This is a genomic window from Calothrix sp. NIES-2100 (assembly GCF_963875285.1).
Taxonomy (GTDB): Bacteria; Cyanobacteriota; Cyanobacteriia; order Cyanobacteriales; family Nostocaceae; genus Aulosira.
In genome coordinates, this window is the sequence record NZ_CAWNLA010000001.1 from 493,173 (window position 1) to 517,725 (window position 24,553).

17 protein-coding genes are annotated in these 24,553 nt (G+C 40.3%); all 17 read left to right on the plus strand.

Features of this window, described 5'->3' with window-relative positions:
- Positions 1-27: 27 nt before the first annotated feature.
- The 17 genes from AACU32_RS01950 to AACU32_RS02030 all read left to right on the plus strand — a co-directional run bounded on the left by AACU32_RS01950 (position 28) and on the right by AACU32_RS02030 (position 24,375).
- A complete protein-coding gene (locus tag AACU32_RS01950) occupies positions 28-252 on the plus strand; it encodes a hypothetical protein (RefSeq protein ID WP_339377425.1) in 225 nt (74 codons plus the stop codon).
- A 647-nt stretch (positions 253-899) separates the two neighbouring features.
- Positions 900-1,400: a hypothetical protein gene (locus AACU32_RS01955; protein WP_096597339.1), complete on the plus strand. Its 501-nt coding sequence runs from the start codon at positions 900-902 to the stop codon at positions 1,398-1,400.
- 234 nt (positions 1,401-1,634) lie between these two features.
- On the plus strand, positions 1,635-3,884 hold the full coding sequence (locus AACU32_RS01960) for an ATP-binding protein (RefSeq protein ID WP_096597341.1): 2,250 nt from the start codon (positions 1,635-1,637) through the stop codon (positions 3,882-3,884).
- A gap of 213 nt (positions 3,885-4,097) precedes the next feature.
- On the plus strand, positions 4,098-4,577 hold the full coding sequence (locus AACU32_RS01965) for a response regulator (protein WP_096597343.1): 480 nt from the start codon (positions 4,098-4,100) through the stop codon (positions 4,575-4,577).
- On the plus strand, positions 4,574-7,615 hold the full coding sequence (locus tag AACU32_RS01970; RefSeq protein WP_096597345.1) for a response regulator: 3,042 nt from the start codon (positions 4,574-4,576) through the stop codon (positions 7,613-7,615). The genes AACU32_RS01965 and AACU32_RS01970 overlap by 4 nt, the downstream gene beginning before the upstream one ends.
- A 1,546-nt stretch (positions 7,616-9,161) precedes the next feature.
- Complete coding sequence (locus tag AACU32_RS01975) at positions 9,162-10,589, plus strand: sugar transferase (protein ID WP_096597347.1); 1,428 nt, start codon at positions 9,162-9,164, stop codon at positions 10,587-10,589.
- Positions 10,579-12,297: an alkaline phosphatase family protein gene (locus AACU32_RS01980; RefSeq protein ID WP_339377426.1), complete on the plus strand. Its 1,719-nt coding sequence runs from the start codon at positions 10,579-10,581 to the stop codon at positions 12,295-12,297. Before AACU32_RS01975 ends, AACU32_RS01980 begins: the two co-directional genes overlap by 11 nt.
- 10 nt (positions 12,298-12,307) lie before the next feature.
- Positions 12,308-13,273 (plus strand): aldo/keto reductase, encoded by a 966-nt coding sequence (locus AACU32_RS01985; protein ID WP_096597349.1) that lies wholly within the window; start codon positions 12,308-12,310, stop codon positions 13,271-13,273.
- Between the two features lie 32 nt (positions 13,274-13,305).
- A complete protein-coding gene (locus AACU32_RS01990) occupies positions 13,306-14,322 on the plus strand; it encodes a glycosyltransferase family 2 protein (protein ID WP_096597351.1) in 1,017 nt (338 codons plus the stop codon).
- 79 nt (positions 14,323-14,401) lie between these two features.
- The gene (locus tag AACU32_RS01995) at positions 14,402-15,343 is read left to right on the plus strand and encodes a class I SAM-dependent methyltransferase (protein ID WP_096597353.1); all 942 of its coding nucleotides are present in this window, start codon (positions 14,402-14,404) and stop codon (positions 15,341-15,343) included.
- 425 nt (positions 15,344-15,768) lie between these two features.
- Positions 15,769-17,202, plus strand: a complete 1,434-nt coding sequence (locus AACU32_RS02000) for an oligosaccharide flippase family protein (RefSeq protein ID WP_096597355.1) — start codon at positions 15,769-15,771, stop codon at positions 17,200-17,202.
- A 9-nt stretch (positions 17,203-17,211) separates the two neighbouring features.
- Positions 17,212-18,462, plus strand: a complete 1,251-nt coding sequence (locus tag AACU32_RS02005) for a hypothetical protein (RefSeq protein WP_096597357.1) — start codon at positions 17,212-17,214, stop codon at positions 18,460-18,462.
- Positions 18,463-18,483: 21 nt separating this feature from the next.
- On the plus strand, positions 18,484-19,575 hold the full coding sequence (locus tag AACU32_RS02010) for a glycosyltransferase family 4 protein (protein WP_096597359.1): 1,092 nt from the start codon (positions 18,484-18,486) through the stop codon (positions 19,573-19,575).
- Positions 19,576-19,640: 65 nt separating this feature from the next.
- Positions 19,641-21,020, plus strand: coding sequence for a right-handed parallel beta-helix repeat-containing protein (locus AACU32_RS02015; RefSeq protein WP_096597361.1), 1,380 nt, complete (start codon positions 19,641-19,643; stop codon positions 21,018-21,020).
- A gap of 163 nt (positions 21,021-21,183) precedes the next feature.
- Positions 21,184-22,449, plus strand: coding sequence for an O-antigen ligase family protein (locus AACU32_RS02020; protein ID WP_096597363.1), 1,266 nt, complete (start codon positions 21,184-21,186; stop codon positions 22,447-22,449).
- A gap of 37 nt (positions 22,450-22,486) precedes the next feature.
- Positions 22,487-23,572 carry a glycosyltransferase family 4 protein gene (locus tag AACU32_RS02025; RefSeq protein WP_096597365.1) on the plus strand — a complete coding sequence of 362 codons (1,086 nt, stop codon included), beginning with the start codon at positions 22,487-22,489 and terminating at the stop codon, positions 23,570-23,572.
- A gap of 47 nt (positions 23,573-23,619) precedes the next feature.
- Positions 23,620-24,375: a WecB/TagA/CpsF family glycosyltransferase gene (locus AACU32_RS02030; RefSeq protein WP_096597367.1), complete on the plus strand. Its 756-nt coding sequence runs from the start codon at positions 23,620-23,622 to the stop codon at positions 24,373-24,375.
- Positions 24,376-24,553: the final 178 nt, after the last annotated feature.

The window sequence follows — 24,553 nt, forward strand, 5'->3', positions numbered from 1 at the left end:
CAAGAGTTGAACTTCGTTAATCAGATTTTGAACTGGGTTAATCAGGCTTTGAACTGGGTTAATCAGGCTTTGAACTCCGATAATCAGGCTTTGAACTCGGTTAATCAGGCTTTGAACTCCGATAATCAGGCTTTGAACTCGGTTAATCAGGCTTTGAACTCCGATAATCAGGCTTTGAACTCGGTTAATCAGGCTTTGAACTCCGATAATCAGGCTTTGAACTCCGTGAATCAGGCTTTGAACTCTCGTTAATGAAGCTTTTAGCTCCGATAATCAGGCTTTTAGCTCCATTAACGAGGCTTTGAACTCGGTTAATCAGGCTTTGAACTCCATTAATCAGGAGTTGGGGACTTACAAAAATCAATTACCCATACGTAGTGCGAGCATCTTGCTCGCTTTTGGACTTACAAAAATCAATTACCCATACGTAGTGCGAGCATCTTGCTCGATGAATGAACATCAGCAAGCATCTTGCTCGATGAATGAACTTAAAAAAATCAATTACCCATATTCCGTACTGTGAGCATCTTGCTCGATAAATGAACATCAGCTCGCGAGACGTTCGCACTATAGCGGTTTTCGGTTGAGTCCAATACACTCTTGCGGGCACGGCAGTGCCGTGCCCCTACCCGCAACGATATAATTTTGTATTGCATCCAACTGAGAACCGCTATATTTATTTTTTTGTAGTGATGGCTCCCTTGGGCGCTGACTAGACATTAGGGAGCAAGATTGACTAGACATTAGGGAGCAAGATGCTCCGACTACAGATTTAATGAGACATTAGGGAGCAAGATGCTCCCACTACAAATTTAATGAGAAATTTACTCCCCTTCTCCCACAATGGGGAGAAGGGGTTGGGGGATGAGGGCAAATTTTACATTTGTGCAAGAGGTATAATGAAAAAACCAAGATTTTCGCCCTTAACTGCGGTAATGCTGACGGCGCTAAGTCTCAGCAGTTGCAGTACCGCCACTACTAGCCAGTATGAAGCCACAGCGCTGACGACTTATACCTGGCGCGTGAAGTATATCAATGAACCATCACCGCAATTTGCAACCTTCGCCACCACTTCCTTACTCAATCGCAATGGTTTAAAACCAGAAGGTGCAGTTACTGGCCCTGATGATCGGGGTTTATGGTGGCCAGCGCTACCAAAGCGCCCGACAGTTGCAGAAGTGGAACAGCGCAAAAAGCCTCAACAGGAGTTCAGTCAGCCGGAATTATTAAAAACTGTAGAGTATAAAATTACTTATGGGGTAGGTTCGCAACAGAAGACATTACCCACTAACTACGATGTTTACCGCGAGGTAGTAAAGGCTTATCCTTCGCGGATTCCTTTGCAATTTACTTTGGGAGTCAACGATAACACAGTCGAGAAAGCAGAGCAGGCTGATTAAGGGGGAAAGGGGAAGGGGGTTTTGAGTTGGTGAAATGGGATAATTTAATTTTTGGAATTATAAAAAAATATAAATCTTTCTCAAGATAGAAATTATCTCTACCGAATGATAGATAATCATTCATAGCTTGAGAGTAATTCGTAATTAAGAAAGTAATATTTTATCTGATTTTCTGGGTGAGAATCGTTTGCTGACAAAAATGATCGGAAAAGAGCTAAAGGAGTTGGGGTAAGCATGACGGTTCAGTCGGTGGATTTAACAAACTGCGATCGCGAACCGATTCACATTCCGGGTTTGATTCAGCCGCATGGGGTGCTGCTGGCGATCAATTTCTCTACATTAGAAATCATTCAGGTGAGCGACAATACAGTTAAATCACTTGGTCACCAACCCGAAGATTTGTTAGGTAAGCCGTTGTCAGACTTGTTTGACTCGAAACAGGTTGACACAATCCAGGCCTGTTTAAATGGAGATTTTGAAAGCCTGAATCCCCTGGATCTGTCAATTAAGCGTCAAAGCAAAACTCTGCGATTTGATGGCATTGTCCATCGATGCGATGAGGTGGCGCTGTTGGAGTTGGAACCAAAAAAGACCAAGGGGAAAGCAGACTTTTTTGATTTTTATCAGCAGGTGAAAGGGGTAATCACCAAAATTCAAAAAGCTGCCACTATGCAGCAGATGTGTCAAGTGGTAGTCCAGGAAGTGCGGAAATTTACTGGCTTTGAGCGGGTGATGATCTACCGTTTTGATGAGGATGAAACTGGTATTGTCATTGCTGAGGATACAAATCAGGAAATTCCCTATCTAGATTTACGTTATCCAGCTAGCGATATTCCCAAACAAGCGCGACAACTCTACACTAGCAACTGGCTGCGCATCATTCCTAATGCCAATTATGAGCCGGTAGAGTTAATACCGAAAGAAAATCCACTGACTAACCAACCGCTAGACCTGAGTTTGTCAGTATTACGCAGTGTTTCACCAATTCATTTGGAATATCTGCAAAACATGGGGGTAGTTGCTTCCATGTCTATATCTCTAGTGCAAGAGCAAAAACTTTGGGGCTTAATTGCCTGTCATCATTCCACAGCTAAGTATATTCCTTACAGCGTGCGGGCAGCTTGCGAGTTTATTGGCCAGGTGATGTCACTGGAACTAGCAAATAAAGAAGCCAGCGTTGACCAGGATTACAAGATGCAATTGAAATCCTTGCAAACTCGATTTGTGGAAACCCTATCGCAAGCTGAGTATTTCCTCGATGGAATTGCCCAAATGGGTTCGCAAATGCTGGATCTGGTGAATGCAACAGGCGCAGTAATTTGCAATAGCGATCGCTGTATTAGCATTGGTGAAACTCCCAAAGAAACAGAGATTAATCCACTATTAGACTGGATTAAACCCCAACTGCAAGATAATCTATTTCACACGCGATCGCTTCCGCACCTTTATCCACAGGCTGAGTCCTTGAAAGCCGTTGCTAGTGGTGTCTTAGCACTAGAAATTTCCAGAATTCACCAGAATTACATAGTCTGGTTCCGAAAAGAAGTGCTTCAAACTGTCAATTGGGGTGGTAATCCCAATAAACCTGTAGAAGTTAAGGATGATGGCAGTTTGCGTTTGTCCCCACGAAAATCTTTTGCTTTATGGCAACAAACAGTCAGCGGTTGTTCTCTACCTTGGAAAGACTGTGAAATTGCCGCCGTTGCTGAATTGCGCAGCCTGATTGTCGGCGTTGTGCTGCGCCAAGCAGATGAACTAGCATCGATGAACATGGAACTTCAGCGGAGTAACGAAGAATTAGATTCCTTTGCCTACGTTGCTTCCCACGATCTCAAAGAACCGCTGCGCGGAATTCATAACTACGCCAACTTCCTCATGGAAGATTATGGCGATATATTAAACGAAGATGGCGTTGCCAAACTACAAACGCTGGTAAAGCTAACCCAGCGCATGGAAAATTTAATCAATTCCTTGCTGCACTTCTCACGCTTAGGACGCGCCGAACTCATGCACCAACAGGTGAATTTATATGAGTTAGTGCAACAAGCGATCGCTACTTTAACCATGTCTCGACCCCAAGACCAAATCGATTTTCGCATTTCCCAAGCTTTACCGATAGTCGAGTGCGATCGCGCCCAGGTGAACGAGGTGTTTACCAACCTGATCAGCAATGCGATGAAGTATAATGACAAACAAGACAAATGGGTAGAAATAGGCTTTGTGCCAAAAACTAGGAAACAAGCAACTGACCCCTACACCTTATACGTGCGCGACAACGGTATTGGTATTCCCCAGGAACATCAAGAAAAGATTTTTCAGATTTTTCGGCGGTTACATGGAAGAGAAGAATACGGCGGCGGTAATGGCGCAGGATTAACAATTGCCCGCAAAATTGTGGAACGACACGGCGGTAAAATTTGGCTAGAGTCCACACTTAATGAAGGCAGCACCTTTTATTTCACCTTAGCAGCCGAGGAAATTTGACCGAACAAAGGCAGGGAGTACACTTCGGCTGCCCTTAGTGGCCAGATGGCAGATGACACAAAGAAAAAGATTTTTTAGCATTTTGTTGAAGTAGGAGTCATTGGTCATTTGTCATTAGTCAAGAAGACAATAGGCATTAGTCATTAGTTATTCCCCTGCCCCCTGCCCCCTTCCCCCTTGCCCCCCTGCCCCCCTGCCCCCTTGCCCACTCCTATGACCACCGTTTCCCCCCCTCATATCAAACAAACTCCACCCCTGCTGATTGTCGAAGACAGCAATGAAGACTTTGAAACTATCCAACGGTTTCTGTCGCGTTCATCAATGCTTGTACCGATTCATCGCTGTATCAATGGCGATCAGGCATTGGCATTTCTCTATCGCACTGGCAGGTATACCAAGCCGGAAATTGCCCCCCGTCCAGGGATGATTGTCCTTGACCTCAACCTCCCAGGAACCGATGGACGGGAAGTCTTGCATCGGATCAAACAGGATGATAGTTTAAAAACTATTCCTGTCGTTGTTTTCACTACATCCAATAATCCTAAAGATATTCAGGATTGCTACAAATATGGCGTAAACAGCTACATCGTCAAGCCGATTAACTTTGCGCAATTGAAGCGAGACATCCAAACCCTTGTTGATTATTGGTTTGAAATCACGACTTTGCCTGATTACCCCGAAAATATGTCATGAGCCAGCAACAGCGCACTGTGTTAATTGTGGATGATTCCCCAGAAGACCGAGAACTCTACCGCCGGTGTCTGTTACGTGACAAAGATTACTACCATAACATCCTGGAAGCAACTCTAGGGCAGGAAGGTTTGGAGTTATGGCAGCAACATCAGCCAGATGTGGTGTTGCTAGATTACCGCTTGCCAGATTTAGATGGAGTGGAATTTCTGGCAAGATTGCAGCCTCCATCTGCACAACCCTACTTACCTGTAATTGTTGTGACTGGGCAGGGTAATGAAGCGATCGCGGTGCAAATCATGAAAGCTGGGGCACAGGATTATTTAGTCAAGGATCAGATCACCCCCCAAAGGCTGCAATTGGCAGTCAATTCGGCGATCGCCCGGATGCAGGTACACAACCAACTGCAACTACGGATTCAAAAAGACAGAGTAATATCCCAAATTACCCAAAGAATCCATCAATCGTTGGAGATTGAGGAAATTCTCCAAACAACTGTTAACGAAGTGAGGCAATTTCTCAAAAGCGATCGCGTGCTAATTTTTCGTATCCAGTCAGATGGATCGGGAATCGTTACTACCGAATCGCTAGGAGCAGGCTGGACTCCCCTACTATCAACTTCTCACTACGATCCTTGCTTGAATGAGGACTACGTTAACTCCTTTCGCCAAGGACTTGTCACCGTCAAACCGGATATCCATGATGGCAGCATTGATCCTTGCCATGTCGAGCTACTGGCAAACTTAGAAGTCCGAGCAAATTTGGTTGTACCAATTTTGCAAGATGCGCAGTTGTGGGGAATGCTGATTGTGCATCACTGTCAAGCACCGCGCAAGTGGCAGCCTGTAGAAGTTATTTTGCTGCAAGAACTGGCAACTCATCTCGGTATTGCCCTGCGTCAGGCAGAGTTGTATCAGCAAGCACAACATGAATTAGCAGAGCGCAGGCGGGCAGAAGCTTTATTACAACAGGCAAATGAATCTCTCGAGCAAAGAGTTGCCGAGCGGACTGTTGAGTTAGAAACTGTCAACGCCCAATTGCAACAAGAACTATTAGAGCGACAGCGTACCCAGAAAATTTTAGAAGAACAAGCACATCTGTTAGATCTCGCCCATGACACCATCATGACTCGCTGTGTTGATGGCACGATTACCTTCTGGAACCAAGGAGCAGAAGGAATGTATGGCTGGAGTGCAACTGAGGCAACTGGGCAGATATCCCATGAACTGCTGCAAACTCAATTTCTGCGATCGCAAGCTGAGGTAGAAGCAGAATTATTGAGCCAAGGTTACTGGGAAGGAGAACTTGTGCATGTGCGACGCGATGGCACACCCATCATTGTTGCTAGTCGCTGGGTGTTGCAGCGGGATGAACAAGGTAACCCAATGAAAATATTAGAAATCAATAATGATATCACCGAACGTAAACGTGCTGAAGAACAGCTACGCCGCAGTAGTGAGCGCATCAGTTTAGCCAATGCCGAATTAGCTAGAGCAGCTCGCCTCAAAGATGAATTTCTTGCCAACATGAGCCATGAGTTGCGCACGCCCTTAAACTCGATTCTGGGAATGGCGGAATTACTCTTAGAAGAGGTGTTTGGCAGCTTAACCGCCCAACAACGCCAGTTTTTACATACAGTAGAACACAGCGGTCAACACTTACTAGGGTTGATTAACGATATTTTAGACCTCTCCAAAATAGAATCGGGCAAAATGGAGTTGCAACTGGCTTCTATATCAGTTCATTCCGTTTGTGAATCCAGTCTCAACTTTGTTAGGCAAGAAGCTAGACACAAGCAAATTCAACTTACCTGCGACATTGAAGCAGCCGTCACAGAAATAGAAGCCGATGAACGCCGCCTATTACAAGTATTAGTCAACTTGCTAGCTAATGCTGTGAAATTCACCCTCGAAGGTGGTAGCGTCCAGCTGGAGGTGAGAATGAACTTGCCTCAACAAGCTGTAGAATTTCGCGTGATTGATACCGGAATTGGCATTGCTGCGGAGGATATAAGTAAGCTGTTTGAGCCATTTGTGCAGTTAGACAGTTCCCTGTCACGGCGCTACCCAGGTACAGGATTAGGATTATCCTTAGTACGACGCATTGTCGAGCTGCACGGAGGAAGTATTCAAGTGGAAAGTGAGTTGGGTCAAGGAAGTTGCTTTAGTGTAATGTTACCTTGGCATCCCTTGCAGAATCAAGATGAATCACCTTTGGTGTCGGAAACAGCGCTACGTGATATTTTGATGCAGCAAGCCTTGGTAGTCGAAGATTCCAGTGCCGCTGCCAGTCAAATTAAGCACTATCTAGCGGAAATGGGGGCTACTAGTGTCATTCACCCAGTGGGAGAAGGCGCATTGCAACTGGCTTTGCGAGTTAAACCAGATGTGATTGTTCTAGATATCTATCTTCCTGATTGTTCGGGATGGGAAGTTTTAGTAAAGTTAAAAGAGCATCCCCAGACTAAGCATATACCGGTGATTGTAATTTCCGTAGTAGATCAGCGATCGCACAGTTTGCAGTTAGGAGCTGCCGAACATATTTTAAAACCCCTCACACGACAAAAGTTTTATCAAGCATTAAGCCAAATTTTCACTAATGTCCAACAGCCAAACTTACAAACTGCCCTTGTCATTGCCGCTATGGAGTCATCACTAAAACCCAGAATTCTGTTAGCGGAAGACAATGAAGCTAATATCACCACAATCATGAGCTACTTGGAAGCACACAACTTTCTGCTGATTCTGGCGCGCAATGGACGAGAAGCGGTGCAAATGGCAAAACAGCATCAGCCCAATCTGATTTTGATGGACATTCAAATGCCAGAAATGGACGGATTAACAGCGATTCGGAAAATCCGTGCTGATTCCCAAATTCAAGCCATCCCCATCATTGCATTGACGGCTTTAGCCATGCCAGGTGATGAACAACGTTGTCGAGATGCAGGCGCAAACGAATATTTATCCAAGCCTGTCAGACTCAGGCATTTATTAGAGATGATTTCCCAGCTTCTTTCGCCGCCGAATACAGCGGACGCGTAAATCAACCAGCCATTGCAAATCAATCAAGCGTCATTGCTACATTAGGGAAGCAATCCCCAAAATTAGGCGATCGCGTCGTCGTTTTACTGCGTTCCCCTCGCGGCAGACATTATACAGCATCTTCCTGTAAATAGACCAAATTTGCCGTAGGAAACAGTGCTGTGCCCTAATAGTGTGGTTCAACTACGTGAAAACTTCTGTGAGGGTGATTTACCAGTCATAATATTACACACGAAGTTTTGCATCATTTTGATTAAAAATAGTTTAAGGAATTGTAAACTTAAGATTAAAAATTAATTAATAATACTTAAATAGTGGGTATAGAGTTACCCGAAAAAATCTACCGACTTACTGTTATAAAACTCTTCATTCTTTTTTTCGAGGATTTATACAAAAAAACCCTGATAACAACTTCCGTAAAACCAACCCTTAATGAGAATTTGTATTAATTTTTTATGCAATTTCCGACTTTTATTATAAAAATCTAGTAAAGATGCGATTTATGGTGTGACTTTTAAAACTAGAGATGGTAACTTGTTTTTATTAAACAAACATAAACTTTGTCTGCCTTTGACACAATCGCTCTTTCATATCAGCTTCTCAATATAATGTCAATCAACATTGTTAATTGAGAAATTTTGAGAAAAACATCACATTTGCATCTTCCTCTCAGAGAACGTGCAGGTAGTAGCTGAATAATTCAGGATTGCAAATCTATGCAGTTGTGAACTATTAAGTATCAGATGTCATGAAAGTATTGTGCAGAGATCGCTTGCAATGTTTTGTAATAGTCCAAGTACTATTAGGGTGTAAAGTGTCTAACTTACAGTCATCGCATCTACTTAACCTAAATAGCATCTACTTTACGTAATAGACTATTCATACTTGAGTTATGAAATGTACGTAGGTAGGATTATGCCTTACGTACCAGGGTTTTATCAGGCATAGTCCTAACGACAAGTACATAGATTTTTTCAAGAATCAAATTGGATTTTTATATGCGCCACCAGGCCTTACCATACCCCAAACGGGAAAATTGTACGCCCTTAGCTGAACAGAATCATTGTACAACCCTTTCAGGCAAATATTTATGTGGAAAAGCCACGAAAAACCTCACTCTTTAACCCTCTTTCCGACCCTCTTTGGTGGAACATTCAACTTTTTTGAACTTGTAGGAGAGAACTAGAGAGAGGTTTTCCAGCTATGGAGTTATATTTCATCACAAAGAAATACAACCTAAAACAGACCCTTGATTAGGGATTAGGGGTAATGAATTTTCATTCATAGAAATTATGGAATTTTCTCTCACCCCGGACATATTTTTGAAAAATTTCCCAGTCCCCTTTAGTATGGAGCGGTTAATCGCTCAGGAAGTCAAGCGTTGCGCCACCTTTGGTATAGGGAGTGACTCTGACGCTCGTACCTCCCTACCGCTTGAGCAGTTGAAATCCATTCATCGTGCATCCAATTACCAGACGTTCTCCCCAAATAACAGGGTGACCCTCACGAGACGAAATATTGTATTCATCATCAGGTAATTCAAAATATGACCAATATTCCATTGAGTGAAGCCTCTTTAGACTTACGTGCGCCTGAATTTTTCAGAGTACGTAAAGGTTTATGGTGGCTAAGATTAATCACACTGGCTTTGGTAGATTATGCCCTTCTATTTCTGGCTTTGGTGTTCTCCAAAGATCATGCTTATTTCGTCAATTCGTCAGGAAATGAAGCAAGATATTATTTAGCAATTTTCATCACCATTTTCATTCAAATAGGAGCGTTATATTCCCAAGGTCTTTATCAACAAGGTAAAAACCGTCATGAGTATTTAAATATTATCAAAACACTGATATTTGCTCATGGTTTAATACTGTTGATGGAATTTGTAAATCAAACAGCATTGGTAGATGTTAGTCCTTATAAATTAACATTATCATGGCTATTGAGTGTATTGTTTGTATGTGCTGGCAGATTTGGCATCAACATTACTCTTGAATATCTCAGGAATAAAAAAATATTAGGTGTTCAGCCTGTTTTTATTATTTGCGACCCCGATAATAGCCAACAATTGATTAATTTAATCAAAAAGGAGAAACACTACACCATAGGTGGTTACGCAACGGCTAAATCATTAGATAGATACCATCGTCAGGAAACTTTGGCAAAACTTCATCAATTAGGAGTAACAGAAGTTTTTATTTCTTGGGATGCCATAAAAAACAGAATGTTTTTATGCTGGCTATTTCAATCTGCTGGCATCACAGCACATATTGTACCGATGGAATTAAAGCCAATTTACAGAGAGATAGAATTTAATCAGATAGGAGGGATGACTTGTATAAGTTTTGACTGTCCGATAATTACAGGGAAAGATTTTTGGATAAAGCGGAGTTTTGATTTTGTTTTTGCGGCTTTATTTCTAGCTTTAACTGCTCCCATATATATAGCGATCGCTCTCGCCATCAAACTAGACTCTCCAGGCCCGGTATTTTATCGGCAAACCCGTATAGGACTACGTGGACAACCCTTCCAAGTATGGAAATTCCGTACCATGAGAGCTGACGCCGAAACATTACAAAAAGAATTAGAAGCGTTGAATGAAATCAAAGATGGCATTATCTTTAAAATCAAAGATGATCCTCGGATTACCCGGATTGGCAAATTTCTCCGTCGTTATAGCTTAGATGAATTACCACAACTTTTTAACGTTTTAACGGGAGAAATGAGTTTAGTAGGGCCTCGCCCATTACCTACAAGAGATGTAGATAAATTTTCGGAAAGACATTTCATTCGACATGAAGTTTTACCGGGTGTTACCGGTCTTTGGCAAGTTTCAGGACGCTCGGATATTTTAGATTTTGAACAAGTCATCAAACTTGATCTGAACTACATTGAAAATTGGTCGCTGCGCTTAGATTTTGAAATTCTGGTCAAAACAGTTAAGGTTGTTTTGAAAAAAGAAGGTGCCTACTAAAGTTGCACCTGAGTATCCAAATATTGTGGAAATACGAAATCACATGAAAAAGCCTGTAATTGCAATTGGTCTCGATGCTGGCGATCCAGTTTTAATAGATAAATGGATCGCCCAAGGATATCTGAAAAATATTAGTAAACTCCGTCAGCAAGGAGCCTACGCTAATATTAGCAATACAGTCAAATATGCCGGAGAAACCACAGAATATGCAGTCACAGAAGGATTGTGGGCGCATTTTGCTACCGGGTGTAGTTCTGATAAAATCGGCTACTGGGATGCCCTAACATATAAACCAGAAAATTACGAAATAGATTGCAATCTGGAATTTTGTGGTTATGACTATCAAGAATATTCTCCCTTTTACGCATTAGGGGATAAATACAAGGTAGCAGTATTTGACGTACCTGGTACAAGAATTTCTGAAGGAGTAAATGGCATTCAAGTTTTAGGCTGGGGAGGACATTTCCCCTCTGCACCTACTGCATCTAACCCTCCTGAACTTCTTACAAAAATTACTCATCAATATGGCAAAAATCCAGTTCTCTACAATGATATTGGCATTTGGTGGGATAAAGATTATGTCAAATGGTTGCGACAAGCTCTCAAAGAAAGTATTAGCTTGCGCACAAATATTTGTTGTGACTTACTTAAGCAAGAATCCTGGGATTTGTATTTAACAGTTTTTGGAGAACCCCATACAGCCGGCCACGATATATACAATTACAGTCAATCAGATCACCCACTCTACCCGCACCTGAGCAAAAATGGTACTGTTTCTGACCCATTACTAGAAACATATGAAAACATTGATCTAGGAATAGGAAAGATATTAGCCGAAGCACCTGAAGACGCTTATATATTGTGTTTTTCATTGCATGGTATGGGCCCAAACTACAGCGATGTACCAAGTGCAGTTTTTTTAGCGGAAGTACTTTATAGATATAACTTCCCCGGCAAAGTTGCTATTGCACCAGGAAATGTAGAAGTTCCGCCTCCACCCATGACAACTAATCCCATTCGCAATTCTTGGCTAGGGGAAATGTGGATGAAAAACTATGAACCGAATCCTATTAAGCGGTTGTTTAGACCTTGGACTCCTAGTAAGTTTTTATATGGCGATCAAAATGGTCTAGCCAGTCCTTATGCACTAATAGAACAATCAGTTCCGTTTGGTTGGATGCCTGCTACATGGTATAAACCTCTTTGGCCGCAAATGAAAGCATTTGCTCTGCCAACATTTGCTAATGGACATATTCGCATCAACTTACAAGGAAGAGAAGGAGATGGAATTGTCTCACCCTCTGAATATGAAAATATCTGCAACGAACTAACTCAAATTCTCTACCGTCTCACCGATGCTAGAACTGGAAAACCCTTAGTTAAACAAGTGGCACGCACCAGAAAGTCTGCTACAGATAACGATCCTAAACATCCAGATTCAGATTTGATAGTTTTGTGGCACGAACAGATGACAGATGTGGTAGATAGCCCAGATTTTGGACGCATTGGGCCAGTAACTTTATTCCGTGCAGGTACTCATTTTAATCGAGGATTTTTCATGGTTAAGGGGCCAGGTATTGCTGCTGGTTCAAGTTTGCCAGATGCTGAATCTGTGGATTTAGCCCCAACTATTTTAGAATTAATGGGTGCGCCAATTCCTGATTACTTTGATGGTAAGTCGCTGTTAAAAATTCCAGTTAAATACTAGGGAAAAAAGCATGAAGATGAAGCAACTTGGTAACACCAATGTTCACATCAGTGAACTTTCCTTGGGTGCAATGGGACTTTCTTTGATTACCAAACCTCCTGAATCACAAGCAATTGCAACTATCCACAGCGCTCTCGACCTTGGTATCAATATAATTGATACTGCTGACTCCTATTGTATTGATGAGTCAGACAAACATCACAATGAGCGCCTCATCCGCAAAGCTTTACAACAGTACAATGGCGATACCAGTCATGTTTTAGTAGCCACAAAAGGTGGTTATATCCGTCCAGAAGGCAAATGGGTATTCAACGGTAGCCCTGAGCATCTACGCCAGACAATTCGCGAAAGTTTTGAAGCCCTTGGTGGTGAAAAACCAATAGATATTTGGCAACATCACAGACCAGATCCAAATTACACGATTGAACAATCCCTTACCCCAGTCAAAGAAGCAGTCTCCGAGGGAATTATTCGTTTTGTTGGCTTGTCCAATTACTCCGTAGAAGAAATCAAACGCGCTCGTGATTTAGTTGAGGTTGTAGCTGTTCAACACCAGTTAAATCCTTGGTATCGGCATCATGAGTTCGATGGTGTATTAAATTACGCTAAGGAAGAAAAATTAACCTTTTTGGCATCCAGCCCCTTTGGTGGTATTCAAGGTGTACGTCGTACAACCGCTTTAGAAAAACTGACGGTTTTTACGGAAATAGCTGAAGCAAAAGGAATAACTATATACAGCCTGATGCTGGCATGGTTAAGAAGTAAATCACCGCTGATAGTTCCCATTGTGGGAGCTAGTAAACCTACTAACGTTGAAGCATCAGTGAAGGCTTTGACTATTAAGCTATCCGCCGAAGAAGTCAGCAGACTTGATGACTCAGTTCCCTTTAATCACCTGAAGCAGAAACTGAGATGGGTTAAACAACAGTTGCAACAACTTATTCCTCACTCATCCTCCATGTTCATAAATACGTAAACCAGAAATCTTGAGAATTTGTAGATATTAAAATGAGTAGAACCCCAGAAGTATCAGTAATAATTCCCGCCTATAATACATCAGGCTATATTGCTAGAGCAATCGAGTCCGCATTAGGACAAACTCTGAAAAATATTGAGGTAATCGTAGTAGACGATGCCTCAACTGATAATACATTAGAAGTTGTCAGAAGTTTTACAGATGAACGCCTGAAAGTTTTTGTTAACCCAGAAAATCTCGGTGCTGGTGGTACACGTAATCGGGCAATTAAGGAGGCTAAGGGTAATTGGATTGCAGTTTTAGATTCAGATGATTGGTATGCGCCAGAACGATTAGAAAGACTGGTGCAATTGGCATACCAAGAAAATGCCGATATGATTGCTGATGATTTATATCTGATTAAAGATGGTGAAGAGCATCCTTGGAGTACCCTAATTAAAGAAAGTGGCGAATCTCTATCAACAATTAAACAAATAGAGCCAGTATATTTTGTGGAAACAGATGTATATGGTAAACAAGGGCTGCATTTAGGTATATCTAAACCTTTGTTCAAACGCGAGTTTCTGATTCAAGAAAATATTCAATATAATGCAGGTGTAAAAGTAGCTGAAGATTTTTGGTTAGCTTTAACTTGTTTAGTCAGGGGAGCGCGGTTCTTTTTAGTTCCCGAACCATATTATTTTTATCTGGCTCGTTCTGGTTCTTTAGTTTATACAAACAAAGTAATCAGTCTTTCTGAAAATTGCGAAGCAACTGTAGCTTTTATAGAAAAAGAGCAAATTTTGAGTAAATCACCGCAGTTAGCTGATGCATTGTTAGCAAATCATAAAGTATTGAAAAGAAACTTATCTTACTACAAAATTGTCGAGCCTATCAAGGGGAGAAAATGGTTACAAGCTTTTAAACAGATCCTATTTACGCCAATTTTTTTTTGGGATTTATGTCTAAATCTTCCTGGTATTATAACTCGTCGTATTCAATTTTATCTATTTGGTAATAAAGCCGCATATGATATTTTTTTCCAAAAAAATAAGCTCAGTATAGAGTAATTAATCTCTGCTAATTAAAGATAGAAACCAAAGTTTTTTACGTATACACCCATCCTAAAAGGACAAAAGGAGTCAGCACATGGAACCCAGAGGAACGGAACTCATAACTATTTACAAGCATAACTACCGCATCCCATCTGCTGCGGAAGTAACAGAAGACATGATACTGAATCATTGGGAGTTAGAAAAAAACTTAACAAAAGACCTTTTAGAATCAACTCCAGAAAATCGATGGGAAGTATTTGAAAAAGCCTATACTACTCTTTATAGTAGCTTAGACTGGCTAAACAGCTTTTCTGTAGACAGTACACCACCTCTCAATAAATATGAAACCTGGTTAGGAATACTAGGATCTCCACCCAAGAAAATTTATGAGGTTGGTTCTGGGAAGGGAGAGATGATAGCATATTTCGCTAAATGTGGGTTTGAATGCAAAGCTACAGAAATCACCAAAGAACGTGGTTCAAAACATATAACTGATTCATCAAGTAATTTATCTTGGGGTAACTCTGATGGTGTACATTTAGACCAATTTGAACCAACTGCTTTTTATGATTTTGTCGTGTCTAATCAAGTAGTTGAACACTTTCACCCAAATGATCTAATTACCCATTTTCAGAGCGTCTATCAAATTCTTAATCAGCAGGGGAGTTACATTTTTACTACACCTCATTGCCATACAGGTCCTCATGATTTGTCGCTGGTTTTTGGATATGATGACCCTCAATGTATGCATCTTAAGGAATATACATATCATGAACTACAGCAATCTTTAAAAGTTGCTGGATTCAAACGCATTTATAGCGCCGTGCCTGCTAAACTTAAGAAGCTGTTATCAACACTGGGGCTGGGAAATGAAAAACAAATAAAAACAATTGGGATTTTCTACTTTCACCTGATGTTAATGGTGGAAAATCTGCTGTTTGTCATTCCCAGTAAGAAACAGCGCCGTGCTTTTAGTAAATTTTTGAGGAAAATTTATTTGTTTGCAGACAATATATTCTTAGTTGCTCAGAAATAAAATAAATGCAGCCAGCATGATTTAGTATTGATCCCAACCTTTTAGGATATTCTTCAGGATGCTGGGTAAGTAAAAAAACTCAGATAATGGTAAACAAGAATTAGATCAACCTGCGTTGTTAGCAGACAATTCACATTGAGACTTAGGCAAAAAATACCCAGCAAAACACCTCAAATGTATATAGGTAAAGTTTGACATCGTTTTGGCTAGTTTCTTGATATCTTATCTGGGTTTTAGGTGTTTTTGGCTATTGGGTGTATTTACCATCCCGTGCAAGGGTTTGAAGCTTGTTTCTTACCCAAGAATGTTTAAGTCCTATTAAACAAATGAATTGATATGTGAACAGCGAAAGTTTTTATCAAGCTAAATCTTAATTGATTAGCATCAGATTGAGAAAAAATCTTGTTACGGGTATTTCGGAAAAGATGGGACAATTCAAACTATTAAAAAATACTTTCTCATTGTTGGCTAATCGTTTAGTACAAAGTATTACAACCTTTGTGTTAACAGCAGCTATAACTCGTACTTTAGGTGCCTATGCTTTAGGGCAATATCTCCTGGCCTTCACTTATTACTATATCTTTGTCAATATTATTTCTCTTGGTCTGAAAAACTTGTTTACACGAGAATTATCTCGCCATCCACAAGACATGCCAGTATATCTAGTTAGTGGGACTTTCCTACAACTTCTGTTGAGCATTATCGGTTATGTGGTAATGGCAGTTGTGGTGTTTATACTACCCTATAATTCTGACACCTCGATTGTTTGTTATATCTTGGGTTTAACAATTATTCCTTTCGCCCTTTCTAACATAACAGAGGCAATTTTTCAGGCTCAAGAGAGAATGAATTTAATTGCTATATCTACAGTACCAGTGTACATTCTCCGCTTGCTGGTAATGCTCTGGTTTATGCAGCTAAATTATGGAGTAAATTATCTAGCGGGAATATTTTTGGTTTCGGAAATCTTAATTTTTGTAATTCAGTGGATTTTAATTACACGGACAGTTAAGCCGAAATGGGAGCTTAAGCAAGATTTTATCTGGCAACTGTTGAAAACTGCGCGCACATTTTTGGCTATTGATGCAGTCGGAATAGTTGCTAGTAGATTAGATATCCTCATCATCTCACTTTTAGGCAGTGAGCTGATGGTTGGTCTTTATGGTGCTATTGGACAATTGCAGCAACCCTTTATGATGATTGTCAATAGTTTAAGTCTGGCTGTTTTTCCCCAGATGACAAAAGCAGTAGACAAGACAAGAGAAACTCAAAGTCAAGTTACTGAAAACATTATTGAAATCCTCATGGCAATGTCATTACCATTCGTCGTCGGGATTTTTTTTATTGGCGGAGATTTACTCCAATTTATTTATCAAGACTCTAATTTTAGTCAGGCAACTTTAGCTCTAAATGTCAGTTCATTAGCCCTAATTTTATTTCCAGTAGTCAGAGTATTTAACTATCTAGTTTTAGCCAATGGGTTGGAGAAATTTAATCTAATTGAAACGATTATCACAACTTTTGTTTCAGGATTATCCGGAGTAATATTAATTACCCAGTATAAACTATTGGGTGCAGCATTAATGGAAGTAGTTGGAATAGTCACTGCTTTCGCAATACTTGCTTATGCTGTGTATAGCCGGATTTTAACTTTAAATTTGTGGAAAATAATGTTCCGTCCCCTGTTAATGACTCTGGGGATAGTATTAGTATTTATGACCCTGCAAACAATGAACTTGGGCTTAATATTAAATGTTGTAGTGGCTGTGATTTCCTATGGTTTATTTGCAGTCTGTTTTATGATTCAGGCTCTAGGGGGTGTGAATGCTACATGGAGAAAATTATTCAATAAAGTCTAGAGGTAGATTATGAAGATTATTGATTTGAAGAGTGAACAACAAGATAATTTATTTAAGGTAGGGGCAACTGTAGTTTGGGAAGATCGCGATCGCGCCCCCCAAGAAGTCTATATTGCCACTACCGAAGAGTTTGCTCAAGATTTATCATGCAATCCCCATAGTTTTTTAATCGCTTGCACAATAGTGGCTTTCTACTATGGAGAAAAAAGGATTGCTATAGATGCAGAGATTTGTCCGCAGTTACTAGAAAATTTACAAACGGCGATGGCTTTGCTCAAATCTTGGTACAAACGCGATCGCCCAATCGTTAAAATCGAAGCCAAAACTAAAAGCAGCATACCAACACCAGCCACACCTAAGCGAGCAGGTATATTCTTTACAGGAGGTATAGATACATTAGCTACTTTACGGCTGAACCGGATCAACTACCCCTTAGAGCATCCTGGATCAATCAAAGATGGATTGTTTATCTATGGTTTTTCGCAGACAACTCTAGAAAACTATGAAAAAGCTTACAAGTCTTTTGATGAGATTAAAAAAGATGCCGGAATTACCCTAATTCCTGCTTATACAAATCTTTATGCCTTCGTGAAAGATTTAGATGTAGAACAGTTCCGTATAGAATTCTGGAAAGACTATTATACTAGTGCCGCCCTATCCGCCGTTGCTCATGCTTTTAATAGTAGGCTAGCCAGCATTGCTATTAGTTCCAGCGATGAAATTCCTTACCTACAACCTTGGGGAACACACCCTCTTCTTGATACCCAATATAGCAGTTATGATTTAACAATTCGCCACGAATATATCGACCTTTCCCGATTTACTAAAACTAAGTTAGTTGCTGAATGGGATTTAGCGCTGCAAAAGCTCAGGGTGTGCGACCAATTAAGTTTACCTGCGGGATATTTAAACTGTGGTGAATGTCCCAAATGTGTGGCCACGATGGCTCAACTTGCTGCTTTAGGAATGTTAGAACAAGCAAAAACTTTCCCCGCCAATGATATTTCTGGAGAGCTAATTTTAAGAAAATCAAGTATTCAGCATTTGGACGAAGAAGCTTACTATCTCGATTTAATTGAATTATTTGCACAACAAAACCGTAATGATTTAGTGCGGAGTATTAAGCTACTTAGTACTAAATTTCGCTCTAAAGAATTGATCAAAAAAATAGATAGAGATTTCCTGAGAAGCTCATTGTATCATGTTTATTCCACACTTCTCAAACCTACTGTTGGAAAAAAACTTCAAAAATTGATTTAAATTAATAATGCAGCATCATCTATGCTCAAGATTGCTCTACTACATTTTTGCTTTGAAGATTACACAATTGAATTAGCTAATAGTCTAGTTAAATATGTTGATTTAACGGTTATTCACCCGGAAAAAGTCGCTGCTGTCTGTGGCGATACTCTTGATCCTAGTATCCGCACAGTTAGCTTTCCCAAACCAAAGATTCGCGATCCGCGCAATCTTGGCTCTATGGCGGCGATGATGGGGATCATTCAAGATGTGCAACCAGATGTGTTACACGTTCAAGAAACCAACGATCCTTGGTACGACTTGACACTACTTCTCAACAAGATGCCACCATTGGTGACGACGATTCATGATGTCTTCCGTCATCCAGGCGATCGCCAAAGTGTATTTGCTTCCGAGTACACCAAGCGTATCGCCTTCTATCGTTCCCAACAATTGATAGTCCATACTCAATCTCTCAAAGATGCTTTGACTACACAATTTCAAGTACCACAGGAACGAGTTAATGTTTTACCGCATGGGGAACTGGGTAGCTTATATCAACGCCGCACTGGTAAAAGTACTTTAGCACGAGATCCCTACACATTGCTGTTTTTTGGGCGAATTTGGCCTTACAAGGGTTTAAAATACCTACTAGAAGCAATGCCATTGATTGCTGCCAAAATTCCGGAAGTCAAATTAATTATTGCCGGCAGGGGTGAAAATATTGAACAATACTTTCCTACCGGTTATGATGGTAACCGCATCTACCTGTTAAATGATTTTATACCTTTGGAACAGGTGGCAAAACTTTTCCAACGCAGCACGATTTCCGTTTTACCTTATATTGAAGCATCTCAAAGTGGTGTGGCAGCATTATCTTATGGGATGGGAACACCAGTTGTGGCTTCTGATATCGGCGGCTTAAGCGAAATAGTTAGACATCAAAAAGATGGATTTTTGGTTCCACCTGGAGATGTCCCAGCTCTAGCTGATGCGATTATTGCTTTATTGAGCGATCGCAATTTACAACATCAGATGCAAGCAGCCGCTAGAGAGCGCTGTCAACAAGATTTAAACTGGTCAAATATAGCCGAGAAAACTTTAGACACATATCACAGGGCCATCAATATGTAAATCAATATTTAAGCATTCCTGATGTGGATGTAGCTGACTTTTACACATTAAAGGAGTTTACTTCTATGGCTACTAATGGATTTAGTTTGATAGCAACCCTTCTGCTTCCTTCTCTGTTAAGCAGTATGGTTACCCCAGAAAAAATCACAACTTCTTTAGTTGACCAAGTGAGTCAGTTAGTCACCCCTAAGCAAGCGATACTGTACAGCCAAGCCACAACCAAAACCTACTACGTCAGTGCATCTGGTAGCGATAGTAACGATGGACTATCTACCTCCTCTCCCTTTAAGACTATTCAAAAGGCGGCAAATTTAACGAATCCGGGAGACACAGTCCTGATTATGAACGGAGTATACACTAATGATTCTCCGGTAGGACAAGTCATAAAAATTACCCGTTCGGGAACAATGAATGCATGGATTACCTATAAAGCATATCCTGGCCATTACCCGAAACTGAAGCACAATGGATGGAATGGAATTTCAATTCAGGATGGAGCTTCTTATATTGAAATCAATGGTCTTGAAGTGATTGGTAACAGTGCCAATATCACTCTTGATTACGCCATCAGTCAGAAGACTAATACCTCCAACCCTCTCACAAGTGGAAACTGCATTAGCATCGATGGACGCAGAAATGGTCATCCCCATCACATCCGGATTCTCAATAATAAGGTTCATGATTGTCCAGGAGCAGGCATTTCCGCCATTCAAACAGACTATGTGACCATTGATGGTAATGAAGTGTTCAATAATGCCTGGTACTCTCCCTTTGGTCATAGTGGTATTTCTCTGTATCAAAATTGGCGTTTTGATAATAATACGGGATACAAAATGTATGTCAGAAAAAATAAAGTCTATAACAATCGGCAATACATTCCCTGGCTTTATACAGGAGTTATCGAAGACGGCAATGGCATAATTATTGATGATTCCAGAAATACGCAGAACAACTCGACCTTGGGTGCGTATACTGGGCGTACTTTAGTGGAAAACAATATCACATACAAAAATGGCGGGTCAGGCATTCATACATACAAAAGCCAATATGTTGATATTCTGCATAACACAGCTTATTTGAATAACCAGAGTCCGGAGATTAAACATGGGCAAATATTCGCTAATAATTCAACTGATGTGAATATTGTCAATAATATTCTCTATGCACCCCCCAACAAATACATTAACATCAATTCGCAAAATACCAGGGTCACCTATAACTATAATATCTATGCCAATAGTACCTTGATGGAAACCAGAGGATATAACGATATACTTGCCGATCCGAAGTTTGTTAATCCTTCCCAAGGTGACTTTAGACTTCAAGCAACCAGTCCAGCAATTAACAAGGCTTATCCCTGGACAAGCTTAAAATCTGACTATGCCAACCAGGCTCGTCCCTCTAATGCTGGATATGATATTGGAGCTTACGAATACCAGTTCTGATACTTTTCGCTATCAACCAATCTAGCTTGTTGCCAGCAAGATTTTACAACTGAAAATATTGCTGCTCAAGAATAAATATTTGGAAATGAAGTGCAGGTATCGCTCACACGAGCATAACCTGCACTGATAATAGAGGAGGAATATTCTAGTCAAGCGTCCATTCATGAAGATTAACAAGAAAGAATTTTTACTAACTTTAGAAAAAGTATTTACAGTTGTTTCCTTACTCTTGTATTCTGGTGGGCCTCTGACTGTAATCGTCTCAGGAGGAGCTAGTGAGGGTGATGGTGAAGGAGCAAATACTGATACAGGCGTAATACAACTTGTATTTTTGTTAATTTATCTAATCACTTCTGTCCTACTTCTGTGTCGTTGGAAAAAAGCAATTTCTCTACTTAGTCAAGTTAGGTTCACCTGGATAATACTCCTATTATCTTTCTTATCTATATTTTGGTCTGCTGCTCCACAAGTAACCTTCAGTCGCAGTGTGGCGCTATTAGGTACATCGCTTTTCGGAATGTATTTTGCTACTCGCTATACATTGAAAGAGCAATTGCAGTTAACCAATTCGATGTTCATTTTAGCAATAGTATTAAGTTTATTGTTTGCAGTGGCATTACCAAAATTTGGATTTATGGGTGGTATACATTCAGGAGCATTAAGAGGTATCTATACCCATAAAAATGTTTTTGGCAAAATCCTTGCCCTCGGTGGAGTTAACTGTATACTCTCTGCTAGTGCTAAGAAAAGCACTAGCAGATTTTTATGGTTTATTTTTGGGCTATCTATAATTTGTTTAGTGATGGGCCGTTCTAGTTCATCAATGTTCAACTTTACTAATCTTATATTGATTTTTTTAGGGTTGAGAATTCTGCGATCTCCCATTATCGCTGTTCCTCCAGTATTAAGTGCCATAGCCCTAATTTGTATGAATTTATATTTATTTGTGCAAAGCAATTTAAATACTCTTCTTGGTTCAATTGGTAAAGATGCTACCCTCACTGGACGTGGTGATCTTTGGCCTTTAGTCTGGGATAAAATCTGGGAACGTCCCTGGTTGGGTTATGGATTCAGTGGCTTTTGGCAAGGCTTGGATGGTGAATCAGCTTCTGTTTGGTATGCTTCTCATTGGACACCTCCCAACTCCCACAATGGTTTTTTAGACCTCTGGTTAGATTTGGGTTTATTAGGAGTAATAATATTTCTAATCGGATTTTTAATCCTTTTATTTAAGTGTCTAAAATACATCAGAATAACTAACACTGCCGATGGGTTTTGGCCGGCAATATGTCTATTCTACTTAATAATGATTAATTTAACTGAAACTTCCTTATTGTTGCAAAATAGTTTGTTTTGGATTCTCTATGTAGCAGCAGAAGTTTCAATGGTATTAGTAGGCAATCAAAAATCTCAGACTATACCCCATTAAAGTTAGTTATTGTTTTCCAAATAGGGGAAGATAAAAAATGAAAATTATCATGATTGGTGCAAGTTTACAACAAAATGGAGGTATAGCTACTGTAGAGCAACTTATTCTCAAATACGCGCCCAATGAAATTAAAATTCAACATCTCACTAGTCATGATGAAGGTTCTATCACACATAGATTGATAGTATTTATCAAGGCTTTAATCAGCTTATTATCCCAACTGATATTCCAGAAGACTGATATCGTATATATTCATCTTTCCGATGGCGGTAGTGTTTTAAGAAAAGCTATTATTGCACTGACTGCCTTTATTTTCCAGAAGCCTGTATTCATACATGCACATGGAGCAGAATTTCATGTAACTTACTCTCGCTTACCTCTATGGGCAAAGAAATGGCTGAATGCCATCTTTCGTAAGTGTCAGGGTTTTATTGTTCTGTCTAATACTTGGAAGGATTTCTATGTTACCAATTTGGGTTTAAACCCGCAACAGGTATTTGTTTTACCTAACCCTACAGAATTGCCAATAGAAATTCCCCAACGTCTTTCTGTTAAGAAAGTAACTCTGCTGTTTTGCGGACGTGTTGGTCAGCGAAAGGGAGCGTTTGATTTGATTCAAGCCTTTGCCAACTTGCCTTCTACAATTAAAGACCGTTCACAGTTAATTTTGGCAGGAGATGGAGACTTAGAAGCAGGTCAAAATTTAGTTAATAGTCTGAATCTGGCAGAATATATAACTTTTTTGGGTTGGGTAGATTCCCAAAAAAGAAACGAACTTTTAGCAGATGCTGATGTATTTATACTACCGTCTTACAACGAAGGTTTACCGATGGCAATATTAGAAGCAATGGCCTGGGGTTTACCAGTAATAAGTACACCTGTTGGCGGAATTCCTGAATTAGTAGTTCCACAAAAGAACGGTTTGCTTGTTACCCCCGGTGATGTGGAAAACTTATCTCAGGCAATGCAGACTTTAATTGCAAACGAAACTTTAAGGTTAGCTATGGGAGAGGCTGCTAGAGAAACAGTAGCTCCCTTTGATGTGCGTCAATATAGCTGCCATTTAGCAGATATATTCAGCAAATCGGTTAATGTTATTAATAGTATTGAATATGAATATTAGCTTTTAAAAATGAAAATAATTAATTATTCTCTCAATGGATACAATCTATGAAAATCAACATTGTTGGCGTGCAAATTGATAAATATAGCTTTGACGAAGTGGTCGAAAGAATTGTAGAACACGCGCTTTTGGGCAGGTCTCCAGAATATGTGGTAACACCCAATGCACAGCACATTTTGACACTACAAAAAGATGACCATTTTCAAGAGATTTATCGCCAAGCTTATTTATCGGTGCCAGATGGTGTACCACTATTATGGGCAGCGAGGTTTTTGCAAACCCCACTCAATGGTCGGGTGAATGGTACGGATTTATTTGAAAAGCTCTGTGAAGTAGCTGCTACCAAAGGACTTAAAGTATTTTTACTGGGTGGTCGTCCCGGAGCTGCTGATCGAGCAGCAAAAATTCTCCAAGCTAGGCATCCTGATTTCAAAATTGTCGGTACTCATTGCCCTCCTTATGGTTTTGAATCCAACACGGCAGAACTCGCACTAATCAATCGGAAAATCACTGAGGCTGCACCACATATTCTCTTTGTGGGTCTAGGCGCTCCCAAACAGGAAAAATGGATATATGCCAACTATCAACAACTAAATGTACCAATTTCTATTGGTATTGGTGTCAGTTTTGAGCTAGTTGCAGGCATGGTGCAAAGAGCGCCAATTTGGATGCAAAAAAGCGGATTAGAGTGGTTTTTTCGCTTGATAGTTGAGCCTAAACGTCTCTGGCAGCGTTATGTAGTTGGTAATCCCCTCTTTATTTGGCTGGTTCTGAAGCAGAAACTAGCAATGTCTAAGTTTTAGTCAGTAAAAATAAAATTACTTTAGGGGAGCCAGTTGCCGTAGCGATCGCGACTTGAGCTTAAAAGCCCAGAGGCGGCTGCTCCTAGAGTACTGGCGTTGTGTTAGGCGCATATTTCAATATGGTTGGTCAAACGCATCGCCATATAATACTTAAAATTTACTTGATAAATTAACTCGG